General features: G+C 67.3%; 17 protein-coding genes. 9 read left to right on the top strand and 8 right to left on the bottom strand.

Annotated features, from left to right (window positions below):
• Nucleotides 1-67 precede the first annotated feature (67 nt).
• The 8 genes from ASF26_RS21865 to ASF26_RS05475 all read left to right on the top strand — a co-directional run bounded on the left by ASF26_RS21865 (nucleotide 68) and on the right by ASF26_RS05475 (nucleotide 8478).
• Nucleotides 68-1306 (top strand): AAA family ATPase, encoded by a 1239-nt coding sequence (locus ASF26_RS21865; RefSeq protein ID WP_244475832.1) that lies wholly within the window; start codon nucleotides 68-70, stop codon nucleotides 1304-1306.
• A gap of 19 nt (nucleotides 1307-1325) precedes the next feature.
• Complete coding sequence (locus ASF26_RS05505; RefSeq protein WP_056250606.1) at nucleotides 1326-2705, top strand: hypothetical protein; 1380 nt, start codon at nucleotides 1326-1328, stop codon at nucleotides 2703-2705.
• Nucleotides 2702-4063 (top strand): hypothetical protein, encoded by a 1362-nt coding sequence (locus ASF26_RS05500; RefSeq protein ID WP_056142183.1) that lies wholly within the window; start codon nucleotides 2702-2704, stop codon nucleotides 4061-4063. The genes ASF26_RS05505 and ASF26_RS05500 overlap by 4 nt, the downstream gene beginning before the upstream one ends.
• Nucleotides 4060-5433, top strand: a complete 1374-nt coding sequence (locus tag ASF26_RS05495; RefSeq protein ID WP_056250604.1) for a peptidoglycan-binding protein — start codon at nucleotides 4060-4062, stop codon at nucleotides 5431-5433. The genes ASF26_RS05500 and ASF26_RS05495 overlap by 4 nt, the downstream gene beginning before the upstream one ends.
• A 9-nt stretch (nucleotides 5434-5442) precedes the next feature.
• On the top strand, nucleotides 5443-6771 hold the full coding sequence (locus tag ASF26_RS23620) for a hypothetical protein (RefSeq protein WP_056250601.1): 1329 nt from the start codon (nucleotides 5443-5445) through the stop codon (nucleotides 6769-6771).
• 44 nt (nucleotides 6772-6815) lie between these two features.
• Nucleotides 6816-7628 (top strand): cadherin-like domain-containing protein, encoded by an 813-nt coding sequence (locus ASF26_RS05485; RefSeq protein WP_244475831.1) that lies wholly within the window; start codon nucleotides 6816-6818, stop codon nucleotides 7626-7628.
• Between the two features lie 85 nt (nucleotides 7629-7713).
• On the top strand, nucleotides 7714-7911 hold the full coding sequence (locus ASF26_RS05480) for a hypothetical protein (protein WP_056250597.1): 198 nt from the start codon (nucleotides 7714-7716) through the stop codon (nucleotides 7909-7911).
• 60 nt (nucleotides 7912-7971) lie between these two features.
• On the top strand, nucleotides 7972-8478 hold the full coding sequence (locus ASF26_RS05475) for a lysozyme inhibitor LprI family protein (protein ID WP_082477529.1): 507 nt from the start codon (nucleotides 7972-7974) through the stop codon (nucleotides 8476-8478).
• Nucleotides 8479-8889: 411 nt separating this feature from the next.
• Here the strand turns inward: ASF26_RS05475 and ASF26_RS22515 are convergent, their stop codons facing one another.
• The 4 genes from ASF26_RS22515 to ASF26_RS05455 form a co-directional block, all read right to left on the bottom strand.
• Nucleotides 8890-9045, bottom strand: a complete 156-nt coding sequence (locus ASF26_RS22515; RefSeq protein ID WP_156462877.1) for a hypothetical protein — start codon at nucleotides 9043-9045, stop codon at nucleotides 8890-8892.
• Between the two features lie 254 nt (nucleotides 9046-9299).
• A complete protein-coding gene (locus ASF26_RS22510; protein WP_156462876.1) occupies nucleotides 9300-9665 on the bottom strand; it encodes a hypothetical protein in 366 nt (121 codons plus the stop codon).
• Between the two features lie 1109 nt (nucleotides 9666-10774).
• Entirely contained in the window at nucleotides 10775-11107 is a 333-nt protein-coding gene (locus ASF26_RS05460) for a hypothetical protein (protein ID WP_056250589.1), read from the bottom strand.
• The gene (locus ASF26_RS05455; RefSeq protein ID WP_056250587.1) at nucleotides 11104-11343 is read right to left on the bottom strand and encodes a hypothetical protein; all 240 of its coding nucleotides are present in this window, start codon (nucleotides 11341-11343) and stop codon (nucleotides 11104-11106) included. The genes ASF26_RS05460 and ASF26_RS05455 overlap by 4 nt, the downstream gene beginning before the upstream one ends.
• Before the next feature lie 427 nt (nucleotides 11344-11770).
• On the opposite strand from ASF26_RS05455, the gene ASF26_RS05450 reads away from it, so the two are divergent.
• Entirely contained in the window at nucleotides 11771-11980 is a 210-nt protein-coding gene (locus ASF26_RS05450) for a hypothetical protein (RefSeq protein ID WP_056250584.1), read from the top strand.
• Between the two features lie 32 nt (nucleotides 11981-12012).
• Here ASF26_RS05450 and ASF26_RS05445 read toward each other — a convergent pair whose 3' ends face one another.
• From ASF26_RS05445 to ASF26_RS05430, 4 genes are all read right to left on the bottom strand, one after another.
• Nucleotides 12013-12513 (bottom strand): hypothetical protein, encoded by a 501-nt coding sequence (locus ASF26_RS05445; RefSeq protein WP_156462875.1) that lies wholly within the window; start codon nucleotides 12511-12513, stop codon nucleotides 12013-12015.
• A gap of 256 nt (nucleotides 12514-12769) precedes the next feature.
• Nucleotides 12770-13966 (bottom strand): FAD-dependent monooxygenase, encoded by a 1197-nt coding sequence (locus tag ASF26_RS05440; protein WP_056250579.1) that lies wholly within the window; start codon nucleotides 13964-13966, stop codon nucleotides 12770-12772.
• 331 nt (nucleotides 13967-14297) lie between these two features.
• Nucleotides 14298-14618 carry a thioredoxin domain-containing protein gene (locus ASF26_RS05435; protein ID WP_056250578.1) on the bottom strand — a complete coding sequence of 107 codons (321 nt, stop codon included), beginning with the start codon at nucleotides 14616-14618 and terminating at the stop codon, nucleotides 14298-14300.
• A 282-nt stretch (nucleotides 14619-14900) separates the two neighbouring features.
• Nucleotides 14901-15179 carry a hypothetical protein gene (locus ASF26_RS05430; RefSeq protein WP_056250576.1) on the bottom strand — a complete coding sequence of 93 codons (279 nt, stop codon included), beginning with the start codon at nucleotides 15177-15179 and terminating at the stop codon, nucleotides 14901-14903.
• Between the last annotated feature and the right edge of the window lie 29 nt (nucleotides 15180-15208).

Raw genomic sequence — 15208 nt, 5'->3', positions numbered from 1 at the left:
GAGCGCTGCAAGGAGGCCCTCGACGGCATCCTGTTCATCGACGAGGCCTACGACCCTGCTGAAGTTCATGGAGGACAACCGCGACCGGATCATCGTCATCGTGGCCGGCTACACCAACGACATGCGCCGGTTCATCGACACCAATCCGGGACTCGCCAGCCGCTTCACCAAGACCATCGAGTTTCCGCCCTACAGCCCGCCGGAACTCGCCGAGATCCTGCAGCGCATGGCGGCCAACCAGGGCTTCGTCCTGCCGGAGGGCTTCCAGAAGGAGCTGCTCCCCTATGTGAGCGCCCGCTCCCGCGCCGAGGATTGGGCCAATGCCCGCGAGATGCGCACGGTGCTGGAGAAGGCCCGCCAGGCCCAGGCGATGCGGCTCTCCGCCCATCCCGGCGGCGACATCAACCGGTTCGAGCCCTCGGACATCGCCGCCGCCCTCGGCAGCCAGGGCGCCGGCGCGATCGACATGGAGGAGGCGCGCAGGGTCATCGGCCGCCTTGAGGCGATGATCGGGCTCGCCCCGGTCAAGCAGCAGGTGAAGACCGTGGTGGCGCGGGTCCTGGTGGATGCCAAGCGGCGCGCGGAGGGCATCGAGGTCGGCGCGGTGAGCCAGCACATGGTGTTCACCGGTCCTCCCGGCGTCGGCAAGACCGAGGTGGCGCGCATCATGGGCGACATCTTCAAGGCTTTGGGCGTCCTGCGGAAGGGCCACGTGGTGGAGGTCGACCGCGCCGGGCTGGTGGCGGGCTATGTCGGGCAGACCGCGGCGCGGACCCTGGAGCGCTGCAAGGAGGCCCTCGACGGCATCCTGTTCATCGACGAGGCCTACACGCTGGCCGCAGGCGGCGGCGGTGGCGGCAGCGATTTCGGCAAGGAGGCGATCGACACCCTGCTGAAGTTCATGGAGGACAACCGCGACCGGATCATCGTCATCGTCGCCGGCTACACCGAGGACATGAGCCGGTTCATCGACACCAATCCGGGGCTTGCCGGCCGCTTCACCAAGACGATCGAGTTCCCGGCCTACGATCCCTACGACCTCCTCGAGATCCTGCGCCTGATGGCGACCCGGCAATCGTTCCGGCTGCCGGCCCGGTTCGAGACCCTGCTGCTCCCGTGGATCGAGCGGCGCGCGCAAGGCCGCGACTGGGCGAACGCGCGCGAGATGCGCACGCTCCTGGAGCGCCTGCGCGAGGCCCAGGCCCTGCGGCTCTCGGCCGATCCCCTGGGCGATCACGGCCAGTTCGAACTCGTCGACGTCGAGCGCGCCATCGGGGGCGCGGCGCCCTCCGCCACGGCGTCGTGAGCGCATGAGATCCGGCACGATGACCCCGCGCGCGGCCGTCCATGGCAGCCTGTGGTACGAGGATCCCTGGTACAGGCTGGCCTGGCTCGCCCTGCCGCAGGCCGGCACCGTTCTGCTCGCCAACCTGCTCTTCGCCCTCGTGGCGCAGGGCGAATGGGGTCGCCCCGCCACCGGGTCCCGGCAGCGCGCCGCCGAACTCGAAATCCTGCGCGACCGCGCGGGCGGGGAGGGCGACGCCGCCGCGCTGAGCCAGCTCGCGGCCGGAGCCAAGGCGGGGGAGATCGACGCTCAGACCCGGCTGGCGACCCTCTACGATCCCCTCGTCGCCGGAAAATTCCCGCGCAAGGCCGTGCCGAGCGATCGTGCGCGCGCAACCGAGCTCTACCGCGCCGGCAGCGAGGCCGGAGACCTCGTGGCCATGGCACGCCTCGCCGACCTGCTGCTCGAGGAAGCCGGTTCCGAGGACGACCGGAGGCGGGGATGCCGCCTGGCCAAGGCCTGGCTCGACCATCCGGCGACGACGCGGGACATGCTTCGCGGGGAGGAGCGCCTGGCCGAGAAGCTCGCCCGCTGCCTCGTCGATGCCGAGAGCGGCATTCCCCAGGAGCCGCGGCGGGCCGGCGACCTCATCGTCGACACCCTCCGGCTGAAATACGAACCGTCGATCCGCACCTATGTGCGCGGCCTCGGCCTGCACAAGCCCGCGCTGATCCGCGCGCTGCAGGAGGCGATGGCGGCGCGGACCATCGGCCGCTACACCGGTCCGGTGGACGGGCTCGTCCACCCCGAGACGATCGCGGCGCTGGAACGGGAGGCGGGCCTGCGCCCGTTCCTGCCGGATCCCGCCCCGGAGCGCCGTGCCGAGACCGGCACCGGCCTGACGGCGGAGGAGTTCCGCAGCCTCGCCCAGGCGGCGACCCGGGATCTCGCCGCCCTGGCGCGGGTCCAGGCCATCGCCGACCGGGGGGATGCCACCGCGCTGGCGACCCTCGGCTACCTCTACAGCCCGTTCCTCAACAAAGGCGAGGTCTTCGCGCCGGACGCCCGGCGGTCCGCCGCCAATTTCGAGCGGGCGGCAGCGGCCGGCGCCCGCGACGCCGCCGCCCAGGCGGCGGGTCTCTACGACAAGGGCGCGGGCGCCCTGGAGAAGAACCCGGACCGGGCGGCCTCCCTCATCCTTCGCCAGCTCGAGCTCGATCCGGGCTACCAACTCTTTCTGACGGACCCGGTCTTCGGCGCGACCTGGAGCCCCGCTTTCTGGGGAGCGCTCCAGCGGGCGCTCGCCGCGCGCGGCATCTACACCAACCCGGTCGAGAACCGCCGCAACGACGCGGTCATCGCCGCGATCCGACGCTTCGCCCAGGCGAACGAAACGGCCCGGAGCCCATCGAGACCATGAGCAACGCGCGAGACGAGTGGCTGCGCGCACACGCGGCCCTATGGTACGGCGATGCCCGCTACCGCCTGGCCTGGTTCGGCCTGCCGCAGGTGGTGACGCTGGGGCTGGCGGGGCTGTGCCTGTCCCTGGCCGCGCAGGGGGAATGGGGACAGCCGGCCACGGTCTCGAAGGCGCGGGTGGCCGAACTGACGACCTTGCGCGACCGGGCCGGCAAGGAGGGCGACCTCAAGGCGTTCCAGGAACTCACCGCCGCGGCCACGCGCAACCAGATCGACGCCGCGACCAAACTCGGCACGCTCTACGACCCGCTGACCGCCGCCTATTTCCCGAAGAAGCCGTCGCCCAACGACTTCTCCCGGGCCGCCGCCCTCTATGCTCCCGGCGCCGCGGCGGGCGACCTCCTGGCGATCACGCGCCTGGCCGACGTGCTCCTCGACCCCGCCAACCCCAATGGCGACCTCAAGCGCGGCTGCCGCCTCGCCCAGACCTGGATGGACGACCCGGAGACGCTCAACCGGACGATTACCGGCGAGGAGCGCGTCACCATCAAGCTCGCCAAATGCTATGTCGAGCCCGAGAGCGGCCTGCCGCAGGATCCCGTCCGGGCGGGCGAGCTGGTGACCGCGGTGCTGTGGCGCAAGCACCAGCCGACCATCGACGCCTTCGTCAACAATCTCGGCATGCAGAGCCCGGCCCTGGTGGCGGGGATCCAGCGCCATCTCGCCAAGTCCGGGCGCTATATCGGCCTCGTGGACGGGCGCGCCAATCCCGCCATCGTCACGGCCCTCCAGGTGGAGGCCGGGATCAAGAACACCGTCGCAGCCCCGAGGCCCGAGCCGCGCAAGGTGGCACCGAGCGGGCCGGACCCGGAAGTCACGGCCCTGGCGGGGGCCGCCATGGCCGGAGACCGGGGGAAGATGGCGCAGCTCAAGGCCCGGGCCGATTCCGGCGACGCGGACGCGCAGATCGCCTATGCGCGCCTGTACAATCCGGTGCGGAACAAGGGACAGGTCTTCGCGCCGGATGCGCAGGTCGCCGTCGCCTATTACGAGCGCGCCGCGGCCGCCGGCAACGTCATGGCGGCGGGTGAGGCCGCCTCGATCTACGATCAAGGCTGGGGCAACGTCGCCAAGGATCCGAAGAAGGCGGCCGCCCTCGCCCTGCGCGGCGTCGACCTCAAGGACGACCAGGTCACCTTCTGGCTGTTGTTCGAGGAGGCGGGCAGCTGGAGCGGCCCGTTCTGGGGCGCCCTCCAGGCCGAGCTGACGGCGCGCGGCTTCTACACGCTCCCCGTCGAGAACAAGCGCAACCCCGCCGTCATCACGGCCCTGCGCGCCTACATGAAGGCGAAGTCGTGAGCGGGACCGACCGGCTCGGCGCGCACGCCGCGCTCTGGTACGCGGATGCGCGCTACCGTCTCGCCTGGTTCGCCCTGCCACAGGTGGCGGTCGCCCTCGCGGCCGGCCTGGCACTCGCGGTGCTGAAGCCCGCCGGGGAATGGGGCAAGCCGGCCGACAGCAAGGAGAGCGAGAAGACCTATCTCGACCTCCTCGACAAAGCCGGCAAGGATGGCGACAAGGCCGCCTTCGACAAGCTGAAGGCCGCGGCGGATGCCGGCGACATCTCCGCCCGCTCGTTCATGGGCGCCCTCTACAATCCCGAATGGGCCGGGATCTACGTCAAGAACCCCGTCAAGGCCGATGCCGCTACCGCCCTGAGCTATTATCAGAAGCCCGCCGATCTCGGTTATCCGGGCGCCCAGCGGGGCATGACCGACCTCCTGCTCAACCGCGGGCGCGGCCAGTACGACCTGAAGCGCGGCTGTCGCTACGGGCTCGCCTTTCAGGCGAACCCGGTGGCGATCCGGAACAACTATCTGAACTCCTGGTCGACACTCTTCTGGATCGCCGGCTGCTACGCCGACGCGGAGAGCGGCGTGCCGAAAGACCCGCAGAAGGCCGCCGACATCTACATGGACACGGTGGCGGCCAGGCTGCCGCTGGCCATAGGCACCTTCACCGACGATCTCGGCCGCCAGCCCCCCGATCTCGTGGCCGCGATCCAGCGCAATCTCGCCCGGCGCGGCTTCTATTCCGGGCCGACCGACGGGGCGGCGACGCCCCAGACCCAGGCGGCCATCCGTGCCCTGTCGGGCACAGCCGCCGCTCCGCAGGGCCGGCCGGCCGATCCGGGCCAACCGCCGCCCCAGGCGCGCCCCCCGGCACCGGCGCCGGCGCCAAGCACCGACGAGATGATGGCGCTCTTCAAGAGCGCGACCACCGACGCCGCCGCCGAGGGGAAGCTTCGCGCCCTGGCGGAGAGCGGCGTATCGGTGGCGCAGTATCTCTATGCACTCCTCCTGTCCCCGGCCAACACCAACAAGCAGCGGATCACCGCACCCGACGCCGCCCTGGCGAGCCGGTATCTCGAACGCCTCGTGGCGGAGCGGTCCTTCGCGCCAGCGGCCGCGGCGGCGGCCTTCCTCTACGATGTCGGCGGCGCCAATTTCCCCCGCGCCCCCGGGAAGGCGGCGGACATGACGATCCGCGCCCTGGAATTGAAGTCCACCGACATCATTCAGAACCTCAGCGAGGACAAGTGGGGCGCCGGCTTCTGGGCCGCCCTGCAGCAGCGCCTGGCCGACCGGAATCTCTATCAGGGCCGCATCGTCGACCAGCGCAACGACCGGACCATCCAGGCGGCGCGCCGCCTCCTCGGCAACCCTTAGGAGATGCCCGTGGCGGCTGATCGCGAACCGAACATTCCCGACTCGCCTTGCCGGCGGGTCGGCCGTTGCCTCGCCCTCCTGGCGGGCATTCTCATGCTGACCCTCGTCCAACCCGGCCGCGCCGAAGCGCAGATCAAGGTCCGCAAGGCCGATTGCTACGTCGAGGCCGATGGCAGGATCGCCATCAACGGCGTCTGCGAGTTCCTGACCGACGCGCGCAGCTACGGGACGGGCGGGTTCCGTCTCGCCACTTACGAGAACGGCTACCTCCGCTACGGGGTGGTGGTGGCGGTGACGAGCCCCGGAAGCGGCACGGCGACATGGAACGAGACGCCCGGCGGCAAGCCCGACGAGGGTCCCTCCGAAGCCGTCACCTCCGGCGGGGCCTGCTGGACGGGGCCCCGCACCCGGACCTGCGCCTGGAAGATCGGCGAGGGCCGTCCCGGTTTCGCCGGGGGCGGCGTCGCGCCGGCACCCGGGATCGGCGCGCCCCGCACCGCCGATTGTCTCATCGAGGTCAGGGGCGCGGCCCGGATCGACGGCCCCTGCCAGTTCCGGGTGGATGCCGGACAGGACGGGGCGGGCGGATTCGAGGTCCGCTCCTATGCCAGGGGAGGGCTGGACTTCATCGCGCGGCTCACCCGCGATCCACGGGACCCGCAGAAGGCCACCGCCTCGTGGAATGAGCGCCCCGGCGCACCGCAGGCGACGGCTCCCCTCGGCACCCTGGCGCCCAAGGGGCCGTGCTGGGAGGGTGCGGAGGCGCGTCTCTGTGTCTGGCAGGCCGGACAGCCTCGCGACGCGTCGGACCGGCCCGGTACCGATCCGGGCCGCGCCCCGCCCGCCGAAACGCCGCCGGCCGAGACCGCGCGCCCGGCCTCGCCGCCCGTGCCCCGGGACAATGCGGGGACGGAGACGGGAGAGACACCGCCGGGGATGGTCCTGAAGCTGACCTTCAAGGGCCGCTGCGAATCGCTGGTGGTCGATGGCGAGGACATCACCGCGTCCTGCGCCCCCACCGCCAGGAATTCCTCCACCACCGGGTCGGCACGGGCCGAGTTCGTGTTCGGAACCACCGACGACCGGGAGGTCAGCTTCCTCGCATCGGCGAAGGGATGGGTCGAGAGCGGCACCCTGCGTCAGCCCATCGACGAAGTCATGTACGAGGAGCGCGGCCAGAGCCTCCTCGTGAAGGCCAAGGGCGTCTGCGAGATGCCCAACCCCATGGGCGGTCCCGTTGTGATCACGTGCAGCGCCCAGACGTCCAACAGCACCTACACCGTCCGCTTCCGCACGGATGGCGGCAAGCCGGTCCTGGAGCGGTCCAGCCCCGGCTGAGCGCCCGCCACGACACGCCCGTCCCGAAGCCGAGGAGAAGCCCCATGAAACACCGTCTCCCGAACTTGGCCCTGCGATCCTTTGCCCTCCGATCCTTGGCGCTCGCCGGCCTCACCGGCCTCCTCGGGCATGGCCTCGTGCTGCCGGCGCAGGCGGAGACCGAGAACAAGACCGCCCGCCCGGGCCAGCGGATCTTCCTCCAGGGCTTCACCCATTACTTTCCGACGCAAGGATGCCGCTCCAAGGCGGCCCTGGTCGATATGGTCTCGCCACCGCGCGGCGGACGCGTCGAAATACGCCGCGAGTTCAGGATTCTCAGCAACAAGATCGACGAGCGGGGCGCCACGATCCGGCAGGTGGATGGCTGCGAGGACGTGAAGAAGGATTCGATGTCGATCTTCTATACCGCACGGCCCGATTTCTCCGGTCTCGATACCCTGTCCGTCGCCGTGACTTTCGGCGACGGGACGACGGTGCCCTACACCTTCCGGATCACGGTGCCGGAGGGCGAACGCCGCCAGGCTCCGGCCGTCTCGCAGGCGCCGGCCCCGCGCGGCAACGGCGCGGGCCAGGCCGCCGGAACCACCGCGACGGCACCGGCGGCGCGGGCCGCCACCACCGGCGACTTCCTGCGCGACACGGTCCGCGAGGCGACGCCCGCGCCCCGGCAGGTGCCGGCTTCTCCGCCACCGCCGGCGGCGAATGCGCCCGGCGCCACCGCCGCCGGCGTGGCAGCACCTCCTGCCCGCGTCGAAGCCCCGCCGCCCGCGCGGATCGAAGCCCCTGCGTCTCCGCCCGCCCCGCGAGAAATGGCGCCCGCGCCCCGGCCCCGTCCCGCTCCCATGCCACAGCTGTGATGTGTCCCGCCTCGAAATCCGGTGGTCCGAGCGAGCGCTGCCGCAGCACCGCCGACGATGACCTGCCGAGCGGTGCTGTGAGGCGATGACGCAGCTTCTCATCGGGGCGATCGTCGCCCTCGGCGCGATCCTGTCTGTCGCACGCGTGCGGCAGATGCTGAACGCCGCCGCGCGCGCGCATTTTCCGCGACGGATCCTGCTGGTCTACATCCTCGTCCGGACGCTGATCTTCGGGGCCGTCCTTGCAGGCGGCATCTGGCTGGTGTCGTGGCTGATGCGCTGACGGGGGGACGACCGGCAGCGCCTTGCGGAGCGGGGCGGGATCATTGCAGAACCGGGCGCAATGACGTCCGGCTTCCACGGCCACCTGAGAGCCGGCTTCATACCGGTCAGATCATGGCTGTTCTTGTCTGGAGAACCGAAGATCACAATGACCCGCACACTAGCCTTTCTCGTCGCCGTGATGGTCAGCCCGCTCGGCAGCATCGTCGTCGAGCCGTCCTACGCCGCCGGCATGAATACGCAGACCTATTCACCGGACTACGATAAATGCATGGACAAATCCGGTGGCGTCACGGCCGAAATGCTGGATTGTGCGTCCGCCGAACTGTCGCTGCAGGACAAGAAGCTGAACGCTGCCTATCAGGCGCTCATGCGCAAATCGACGGACGAGGAGAAGACCGCGCTGCGCGATTCCCAGCGGGGCTGGCTGGCCTACAGGACCGCTTCCTGCAAGCTGACGATGATCTTCGGAGGAGGCGGAACCATGGACCTGATCGCCGCCTCGAGCTGCAATCTCGACGAGACGGCACGGCGGGTGTTCTTCTTGGAAAGCCTGCTCGCCGAGTAGGGCCGTCCGACCGGGGACATCGGCAATGGCGTGCTGATCTACGTCCTGGCCGGCATCCTGCGGGACTATGCCCTGAACGCCGCCATGGAGACGTTCACGGCGGCCAAGCACGACGGGCACCCGACCGAGATCGCGGCGTTGCGCGGGGCCCGCCTCGTCACGGGGTCCGAGACCGAGCATGGTCGGCAACGGACCGAGAGCCGGATCAAGCAGCTCACCGGCGGCGACGTCATGCGCGCCTGCTCCATGCGCCAGGACGAGTTCGAGTTCACGCCTGTCCTGAAGCTCCTCATCATCGGCAACAACAAGCCCGGCCTATCGGGTGTGAATGACGCCGCCCGGGCGCCGGTTCAACTTCCTCCCCTTCCTATTCAAGCCCGCGGTGCCCGACTCGAAGCTGGAGGAGAAGCTTCAGGCGGAATGGCCGGCGATCCTGCGCTGGATCATCGAGAGATGCCTCGGCTGGTAGACAAGGCGGCTGGTTCGGCCCGACGTCGTGAAGAACACCACCGACACGTATTTCCACGCGCAGGACACGTTCAGCCAGTGGCTGGAGAAGCGCCGCATCGTCGATCGGAGGACCCCATACCGGAAAGCCGCCACGAAGGAGCTGTTCGATTCCTGGTCGAAGTATGCCTTCGGCAACAACGAGGCGGTTGGCTCGCTGAAGGCGTTGCCGGAAAGCTTCGAGAAGCGTGGCTTCGCAGGTGTCGAGGTGCGCCCGGACCACACCGTAGGTGGTTCAGGAGGTAACGATGTACATCATCGTGATCAGTGTCTTGGTCCAACGACCAGGCCCCTGTCCACCCGACGAGATCTTACTATGCCGGTTTTAGACCAATCAGCTTCCGGCCCATATTGTATAGGCGTTTGCCGTCTTCATGGGCGCATCGTGAGAAATTAGACAACTTATGGTCGTCTCTTTGGCCCATCCGATATGCGTCCATAGCGGACGAGACGTATTTAGGGTCGCCTTTGCTGAAAGCTTCTCTGAGTTCGTCACGGCCCTTTACGTCTTCGCCTTGATTCAGGCTCCAATCCAGGTCGTCTTTAACTGATTTCCAGTTTGCAGACATTTTTCTCTCCCTCGTCCCATGCGGGACAAGAAGGAGGATACTCCCCTTTTGATCTTCGTCGAGCACATCCACATCGGCGGCCGGGCACGAAGCTATAAGGGGATCGAGCATGGGCCATCCCCATCTTATCGCTGTTGATGGTCGCCGATCCGCAGCGATACCGACGCATGGCCGACGCCACGGATCTGGTGGCAGCAAAGCCTTTTCAGGAGAACGAACCGAAGCTTTCGAAGACCGACGGAGACACAGCTCTGGCATATGGGGGCTGAGGCGCGGGCGCAGCATTATCCGCCACATTGTCGGTAGCCGACTTGCAAAGGCCAATATTGTTCAGAGGGGCGGCATCGCTATCCATCACCTGGCCGGTCAAAGTCAAGGAAAGACGATCACGTTCAATGTGATTGTACATTTTTCAGGCCCATCTGGACGCGTTGAGTTGGGAGCGGCGAGCTTAGAATGCGCTGCCAGCAGGCGTGTTCCAACTGGTATGCCTATGGTCTGGTGTCGCACCGGTACACGCTCAAGCTACGATCTACTGTCCGCTGAGGGATGGACCACCGGACGTTCCGCCAGTGCCGGGCGGGCTGCTGGTGAGCGTGCCGCCAATATTCACATCGGGCGTACTGCCGGGAACGGACGATGGGCTCGGATTACCGGGAATAGCATCGGCAGGGCGGCTACTCGTACCGCTCGCCCGCGGGACCGGACCCGGCTCCATGGATGGCGTCATGACGCCGGTGTTGCCGGCCCCACCGGTGGGAGCCAACGGCTCGGCGAGTGCCGGCACGGCCATCAAGCCAGCCAGCGCAGCCGAGAGAGCGAGTTTCATTCGTGTCATGTGTCCGTCCGGTTGAGGTCCATCGGCAACTGACGGGATGCTCGGAAGTTCAGAGCGTTGGAGCGGGGTGGGCCATCCCAGGAGCAGCGATGATGAGGATTGACGAGTGTCTACCGTACTGCACGCACACGCGCTGGCGCGTATGAAGGCCAACCCGCATCGACCCTCATCATCCTGACGGGTGGTGGTCAGTGGCGCCTCGGCCGAGCCGTCCTATCAATCGATCCATAGACGTGAGCAAGGCGGACACAGCATTCGCGCTGCTGGGTGAATTATGCCCGTCTCGTCGGCGGTTCAGGGTATCGACACTGCGACCTACCCACGATGGCCGACAAATGCACGCCCATGCGGCGCCACCGATCAGGCCCCAGCGAGCCCCACTCTACCTGGATGGAAGACGACAGGATGGTGGCGTATCGATGACGCATGACGGCGGGGCCTCGCGGTAGATCCTGACCAGCGGCGGCTCCTCTGCATTCTCTATCGCATACAGACGTTCCTCCTCGACGTAGGCCCAGCCTTTCTCGTCCGAGTGCTCTGCTTCCAGGAACACGCCGGATCGGCAGCCCCAGCCGTGAGCCCGTGCCACCTGCGCCTGCTCGTAGCTCACCGAATAGTACCCGAACTCAAGAGCCTCCCGATCGCGGCACAGGATCTTGCCGTCGTCGGTGACGATATCGCCTGGCTTGGCGCCGGCCGGAATGTCGATGGTCATTGGGTCGCTCCGGGAGCGGGATGGGGGACCGTTTCGATCGCGGCCTTGATCAGATCACGGAGAAGGTCCGGTGCCAACTCCGGGTCGTCCTGTGGGATCTCCGCCTCTCTGGAGGCTGAGGTGAGGCGCGTCACGATCTCCGCGACGCGGGCTTCGATGTCCTCCGAAAAGGAAGGATCGCTCCGGACATTCTCGCTGATCCAATCGCGCACGAAATTCGATGGGTTCTCGGCCATGGCATCCTCTGCATCCGACCCGTGATCAGATCGCGGGGGCGGGGATGCTAGCTCGACTTTCGTCAAGGAGAAGCGAAGCCCCGCTTTCATCCGCATCCGCTAATTTCGTCGCGGTTATAGCGGCTTCGCGTTCCAGCCTCGCAGCTTCGAGATCCAGTCGGATGTCTTCGAGTTCTGCAGGTCCAATCATCGCAGCGCACTCCCAAGACGATTGCAACGCAGCACGATAAAGAGATGCTGGCAGCCAGCCGTTCCCCCACCTGTGGCGTCGGTACGAAATCGGACGGCGCTCTTCCGGTTCGAGCGGACGCGGTACTTTCGAGACGTGCCGGGCCGGCCGAAGGGGGCCGTGGCCATTGGTAGTCGAAGCGGTAGACGACCGGGAAGCCTACCCTACTTCTTTGCGGGCACCGCCAGGAACCCGATCATGAGCACCGAACGCGCCGAGGGCTACATCGAGGCTTTGTCCGGCATGAGGGCGACAATCCAGCGTCGGGTCTATGAGCCGGACATCACGAGCGACGGCAAGCTCGAACTCCTCGATCTGCTGTCAATGGTGGACGACATGCTGAAGGGCAACCAGCCACCCGAGGAGCCCGACAACGCCGCACCGGAGCCGCTGAGCGGGAGCTTCTAGCCAAAGCCACCCGCACCTCATGCGGATCACATTCAGGCCGTAAGTCGCTTTTCATCCTTCGCAGCGAATTCCTCAGTAATCGTCATCGAGATCTTCGACAGCCACGCTTCTGCGGTGCGCGCCCGCTCTTCCGCTTCCTTGATGCGGGCATCCGCGGCTTTCAGCAGCGCATCGGACCGGGTTTGAATGTCCTGGGCATGGCTCTCGGCCGCCCGGATGCGATTCTGCGCGGCCGTCATATCCTCGCGAACCCGGTCCAAAAGTTCACGAACGCGGATTTCCTGCTCCTGAGCTTCAGCCTCAGCCTCCCTTACGCGATGCGCCGCGTTCCTGACCCTATCGATCAGGTCCGACCAATCCTCCGGAGTCGCGTGATGATTAGGCGGGAAGTCGGCGGTTTGCCGGTCGGTCGGACCGATGACACGCAGGATGCCCGCCAGTGAAGGCGTGGGATTTTGCTTTGCGTCAGGCGCCTGCCGCTCGGCTTCGAAGTCCTTGGTGAGATCACGCATGATCTTTTCGATCTGATCCACCGTATGATTCCTTACAATCAACCTAAGCACATCTTCTCGGCTTCTCGCATGCCGAACCAGCAGCACTCCCTAATTTTTCGTATCCGTCAAGCGAGATAAAGTTGACTAACTATACTCGGGAAGAACCGAGTGGTCGGTGTTGCTCATATATCTCTCGGTATCAAAGCCACGACGTCCCCGCCCTGCTCGCGTGTGGCTGCTCAACCCTCGTAGCGTAGGTTGGACTGCCCGCCCCACCTAGCCGGCGCATCGGCCATCACGTCTTCGGGCCATCGTAAGTTGAGAGGTCGGGCGCCCTCGGAGGGCGGGAGAAGAGCTTGCCGAAAACGCGGCGGACGAAACGGGTGCTGGCAATGCGCAGGGCGCCATGGAGTAGTCGGATACCGAGGCGGGTCTTCGGGTTCGCTAGCTTCGGAGCGATCTTCGGGACGCCTTGTCCCTGTTCGACCATAGGACGCATCGCCCGCTCGTAGGCCGCAAAGCCCGCCCGGACATCCCGCGTTCGCGAGAGTTCCTGGGCGAGGATGAAGGCGCCGGTGATGGCCAGGGTGGTGCCGATGCCCGCGAGCGGCGTGGCGCACCAGGCCGCGTCGCCCATGAGCCCGACGCGGCCTTTCGACCAGCGCGGCATCCGCACCTGCCGCAGGACGTCGAAGTAGAAATCCTCAGTCGAGTCCATCCCCGCGAGGACGCGTCGCGCCTGCCAGCCGGCATCGACGAACCGCTCGCGCAGGAACGCCTTCTGCCGGTCGACGTCCCAGTCCTGCTCGCCGGCGGGAGGCTGCCGGACAGAGATCATCGCCCTGGTGGTCCCTTTCCGGTCGGGGCGCAGCGATACGCTCCGGCCGCCGGTCGCATTGTACCAACGCCAGAGCCGATCATCGTCGGCGACTCGTGGAATGGTGAAGTAGGCGATGGTCAGGCCCATCCAGCGCGGCTCGTTCTCCCCGGGGAACGTGAGTTCGCGCGTCGTTGAGCCCACGCCCTCGGCGATCACGACGGCGTCGTACCGCTCCGTGAGGCCGCTCGCGAACGTGACGGCCGCGGCGTCTCCCTCGTCTTGGATGTGCTCGACCCTGTCGCCGAAACGGAAGTTCGCGGTGTCGCGCGCCGCCTCGTAGAGGAGACGGGCCAGGTCACCACGCAGGATCTCCATCTCCGCGGTCGGCCCGTCACCACCGAGCTCGTCCGTCATGAACCTCGCGACGACCCGGCCGTCTCCGTCGACCCACGCCGTTCCGGTTTCGCCTGTGCCCTGTTCGAGGGCGCGCTCATCCAGTCCCATCCGGCGTAAAACCTCGCGGCCGACGCCACGCACGTCGATGTTCTGCCCCCCGTCCCGGAACTCGGGTGCCCGCTCCACCACTGTGACCTCGTTTCCGAGATGGGCGAGCCACCATGCGAGGGTGGAGCCGGCAACGCTGGCGCCGGTGACGAGAATGCGATGAGCCATGATTCCTTTCCGCAGCGGGAGCGAGGATCGGGACGTAACCGGGTGCAGCCGCGATCCCATCGACATCGATGGACCGAGCATCGGTGTCGGAGGTTGACGCCGATCCGTTCGAGCAACGTACAGACGATTTCTCGCCGGGCCGATGCGAAACCCGTCGGGCATGCTCGCACTCCGTTCGCATTGTACCCCCAGGGGATCATCGAGGGCAGCGAAAATAGGCCGAAACGACTGTGTGGGGGCGAGACCGCAGGAAGTTCGATCCCTGCTCCCGCAAACCGGATGCCGAGGTTTCGTCGAACCTGCCGATGGACGACACATCGGCGGCATGCACCTAGGCTGGCAGCTTGGCGATGACCTCATCGAAGCCCTCGGTCGTGAGCGCCCCTTCGTAATGGGCGTCGTTCACGAACAAAGTCGGGGTGGCACGAACGCCGAGCCACTCCCTCGCGCGGGACTGCACGCGGTTCACCTGGTCGTAGAGCGCCTGATCGGCGAGGATGGCGTCGAACCTCGCCCGGTCGAACCCGGCCTGACGCAGGAGGTCGCGCGTTGCATCGAGGGGCTTCGGCACGAAGGCCCACGTGGCCTGCCTCTCGAACAACAGGTCGGTGATCGCATAGTAGTGCCGTCCGCCATCGGCCCGGGCGAGCATGAAGGCGGCCGTGTCGAGCGGGTTCAGGGGGGAACCCTCGCAGGGCGAAGCGCACCCGCCCGGTATCGATCCAGCGCATCCTGATGGCCGGCAGCACCCGGAGGAAGGCGCGGCTCAGGCGGGTCAGCATAGCGTTCGCGTTTCTCATGCCGCCGTGACGATCGTCCGGGGCCCCGGTCATAGGGGCTTCGATCCGTCAGAGCCGGTGCCTGGCCATCATGCCCGGGCCGGACTGCCCCCAGGCCAGCAAGCCCAGGCGCCAGCCTGCATCGTTCCGTGAGGTCAGTCGTCGGCCTCACCGGACGATCCGGCACGGGACCGTTCGTAGACGGCGATGGCCTGCGAGCATCCCTGCGACAGATTCTGGCGATTGCGTTTGAAGCAGGCCTTCACCTCCGGCCCGCCCGGCTTCATGCCAGCGCAAAAGCGAAGGTAGTCGCCCCCGCAATTCGCTCGCATCGCCTCCATCTCGGCGCTGTCCTGCGCGGTGGATGGCTGGGAACAGACCAGGGAGCCTGCGAGTGCGACGACCGTGAGGGCAAAGATACGGATGTTCATCATGCGGTCTTTTCGTGCGGTGAGGCCGGGAT

The organism is Methylobacterium sp. Leaf93, assembly GCF_001422345.1.
Classification (GTDB): Bacteria; Pseudomonadota; Alphaproteobacteria; order Rhizobiales; family Beijerinckiaceae; genus Methylobacterium; species Methylobacterium bullatum.
The sequence above is the reverse complement of the archived record's forward strand: the minus strand, read 5'-3'. Positions and strand labels throughout refer to the sequence as shown.

What these genes read in the sequence shown, in the direction of transcription:
- ASF26_RS21865 (WP_244475832.1), top strand. Translation starts at nt 68, where the DNA reads ATGGAGGACAACCGCGACCGGATCATCGTCATCGTGGCCGGCTACACC.
- ASF26_RS05505 (WP_056250606.1), top strand. Translation starts at nt 1,326, where the DNA reads ATGACCCCGCGCGCGGCCGTCCATGGCAGCCTGTGGTACGAGGATCCC.
- ASF26_RS05500 (WP_056142183.1), top strand. Translation starts at nt 2,702, where the DNA reads ATGAGCAACGCGCGAGACGAGTGGCTGCGCGCACACGCGGCCCTATGG.
- ASF26_RS05485 (WP_244475831.1), top strand. Translation starts at nt 6,816, where the DNA reads ATGAAACACCGTCTCCCGAACTTGGCCCTGCGATCCTTTGCCCTCCGA.
- ASF26_RS05480 (WP_056250597.1), top strand. Translation starts at nt 7,714, where the DNA reads ATGACGCAGCTTCTCATCGGGGCGATCGTCGCCCTCGGCGCGATCCTG.
- ASF26_RS05475 (WP_082477529.1), top strand. Translation starts at nt 7,972, where the DNA reads ATGACGTCCGGCTTCCACGGCCACCTGAGAGCCGGCTTCATACCGGTC.
- ASF26_RS22515 (WP_156462877.1), bottom strand. Translation starts at nt 9,045, where the DNA reads ATGCGGCGCTTCTCCAGCCACTGGCTGAACGTGTCCTGCGCGTGGAAA.
- ASF26_RS22510 (WP_156462876.1), bottom strand. Translation starts at nt 9,665, where the DNA reads ATGCTCGATCCCCTTATAGCTTCGTGCCCGGCCGCCGATGTGGATGTG.
- ASF26_RS05460 (WP_056250589.1), bottom strand. Translation starts at nt 11,107, where the DNA reads ATGACCATCGACATTCCGGCCGGCGCCAAGCCAGGCGATATCGTCACC.
- ASF26_RS05455 (WP_056250587.1), bottom strand. Translation starts at nt 11,343, where the DNA reads ATGGCCGAGAACCCATCGAATTTCGTGCGCGATTGGATCAGCGAGAAT.
- ASF26_RS05450 (WP_056250584.1), top strand. Translation starts at nt 11,771, where the DNA reads ATGAGCACCGAACGCGCCGAGGGCTACATCGAGGCTTTGTCCGGCATG.
- ASF26_RS05440 (WP_056250579.1), bottom strand. Translation starts at nt 13,966, where the DNA reads ATGGCTCATCGCATTCTCGTCACCGGCGCCAGCGTTGCCGGCTCCACC.
- ASF26_RS05435 (WP_056250578.1), bottom strand. Translation starts at nt 14,618, where the DNA reads ATGCTCGCCCGGGCCGATGGCGGACGGCACTACTATGCGATCACCGAC.
- ASF26_RS05430 (WP_056250576.1), bottom strand. Translation starts at nt 15,179, where the DNA reads ATGATGAACATCCGTATCTTTGCCCTCACGGTCGTCGCACTCGCAGGC.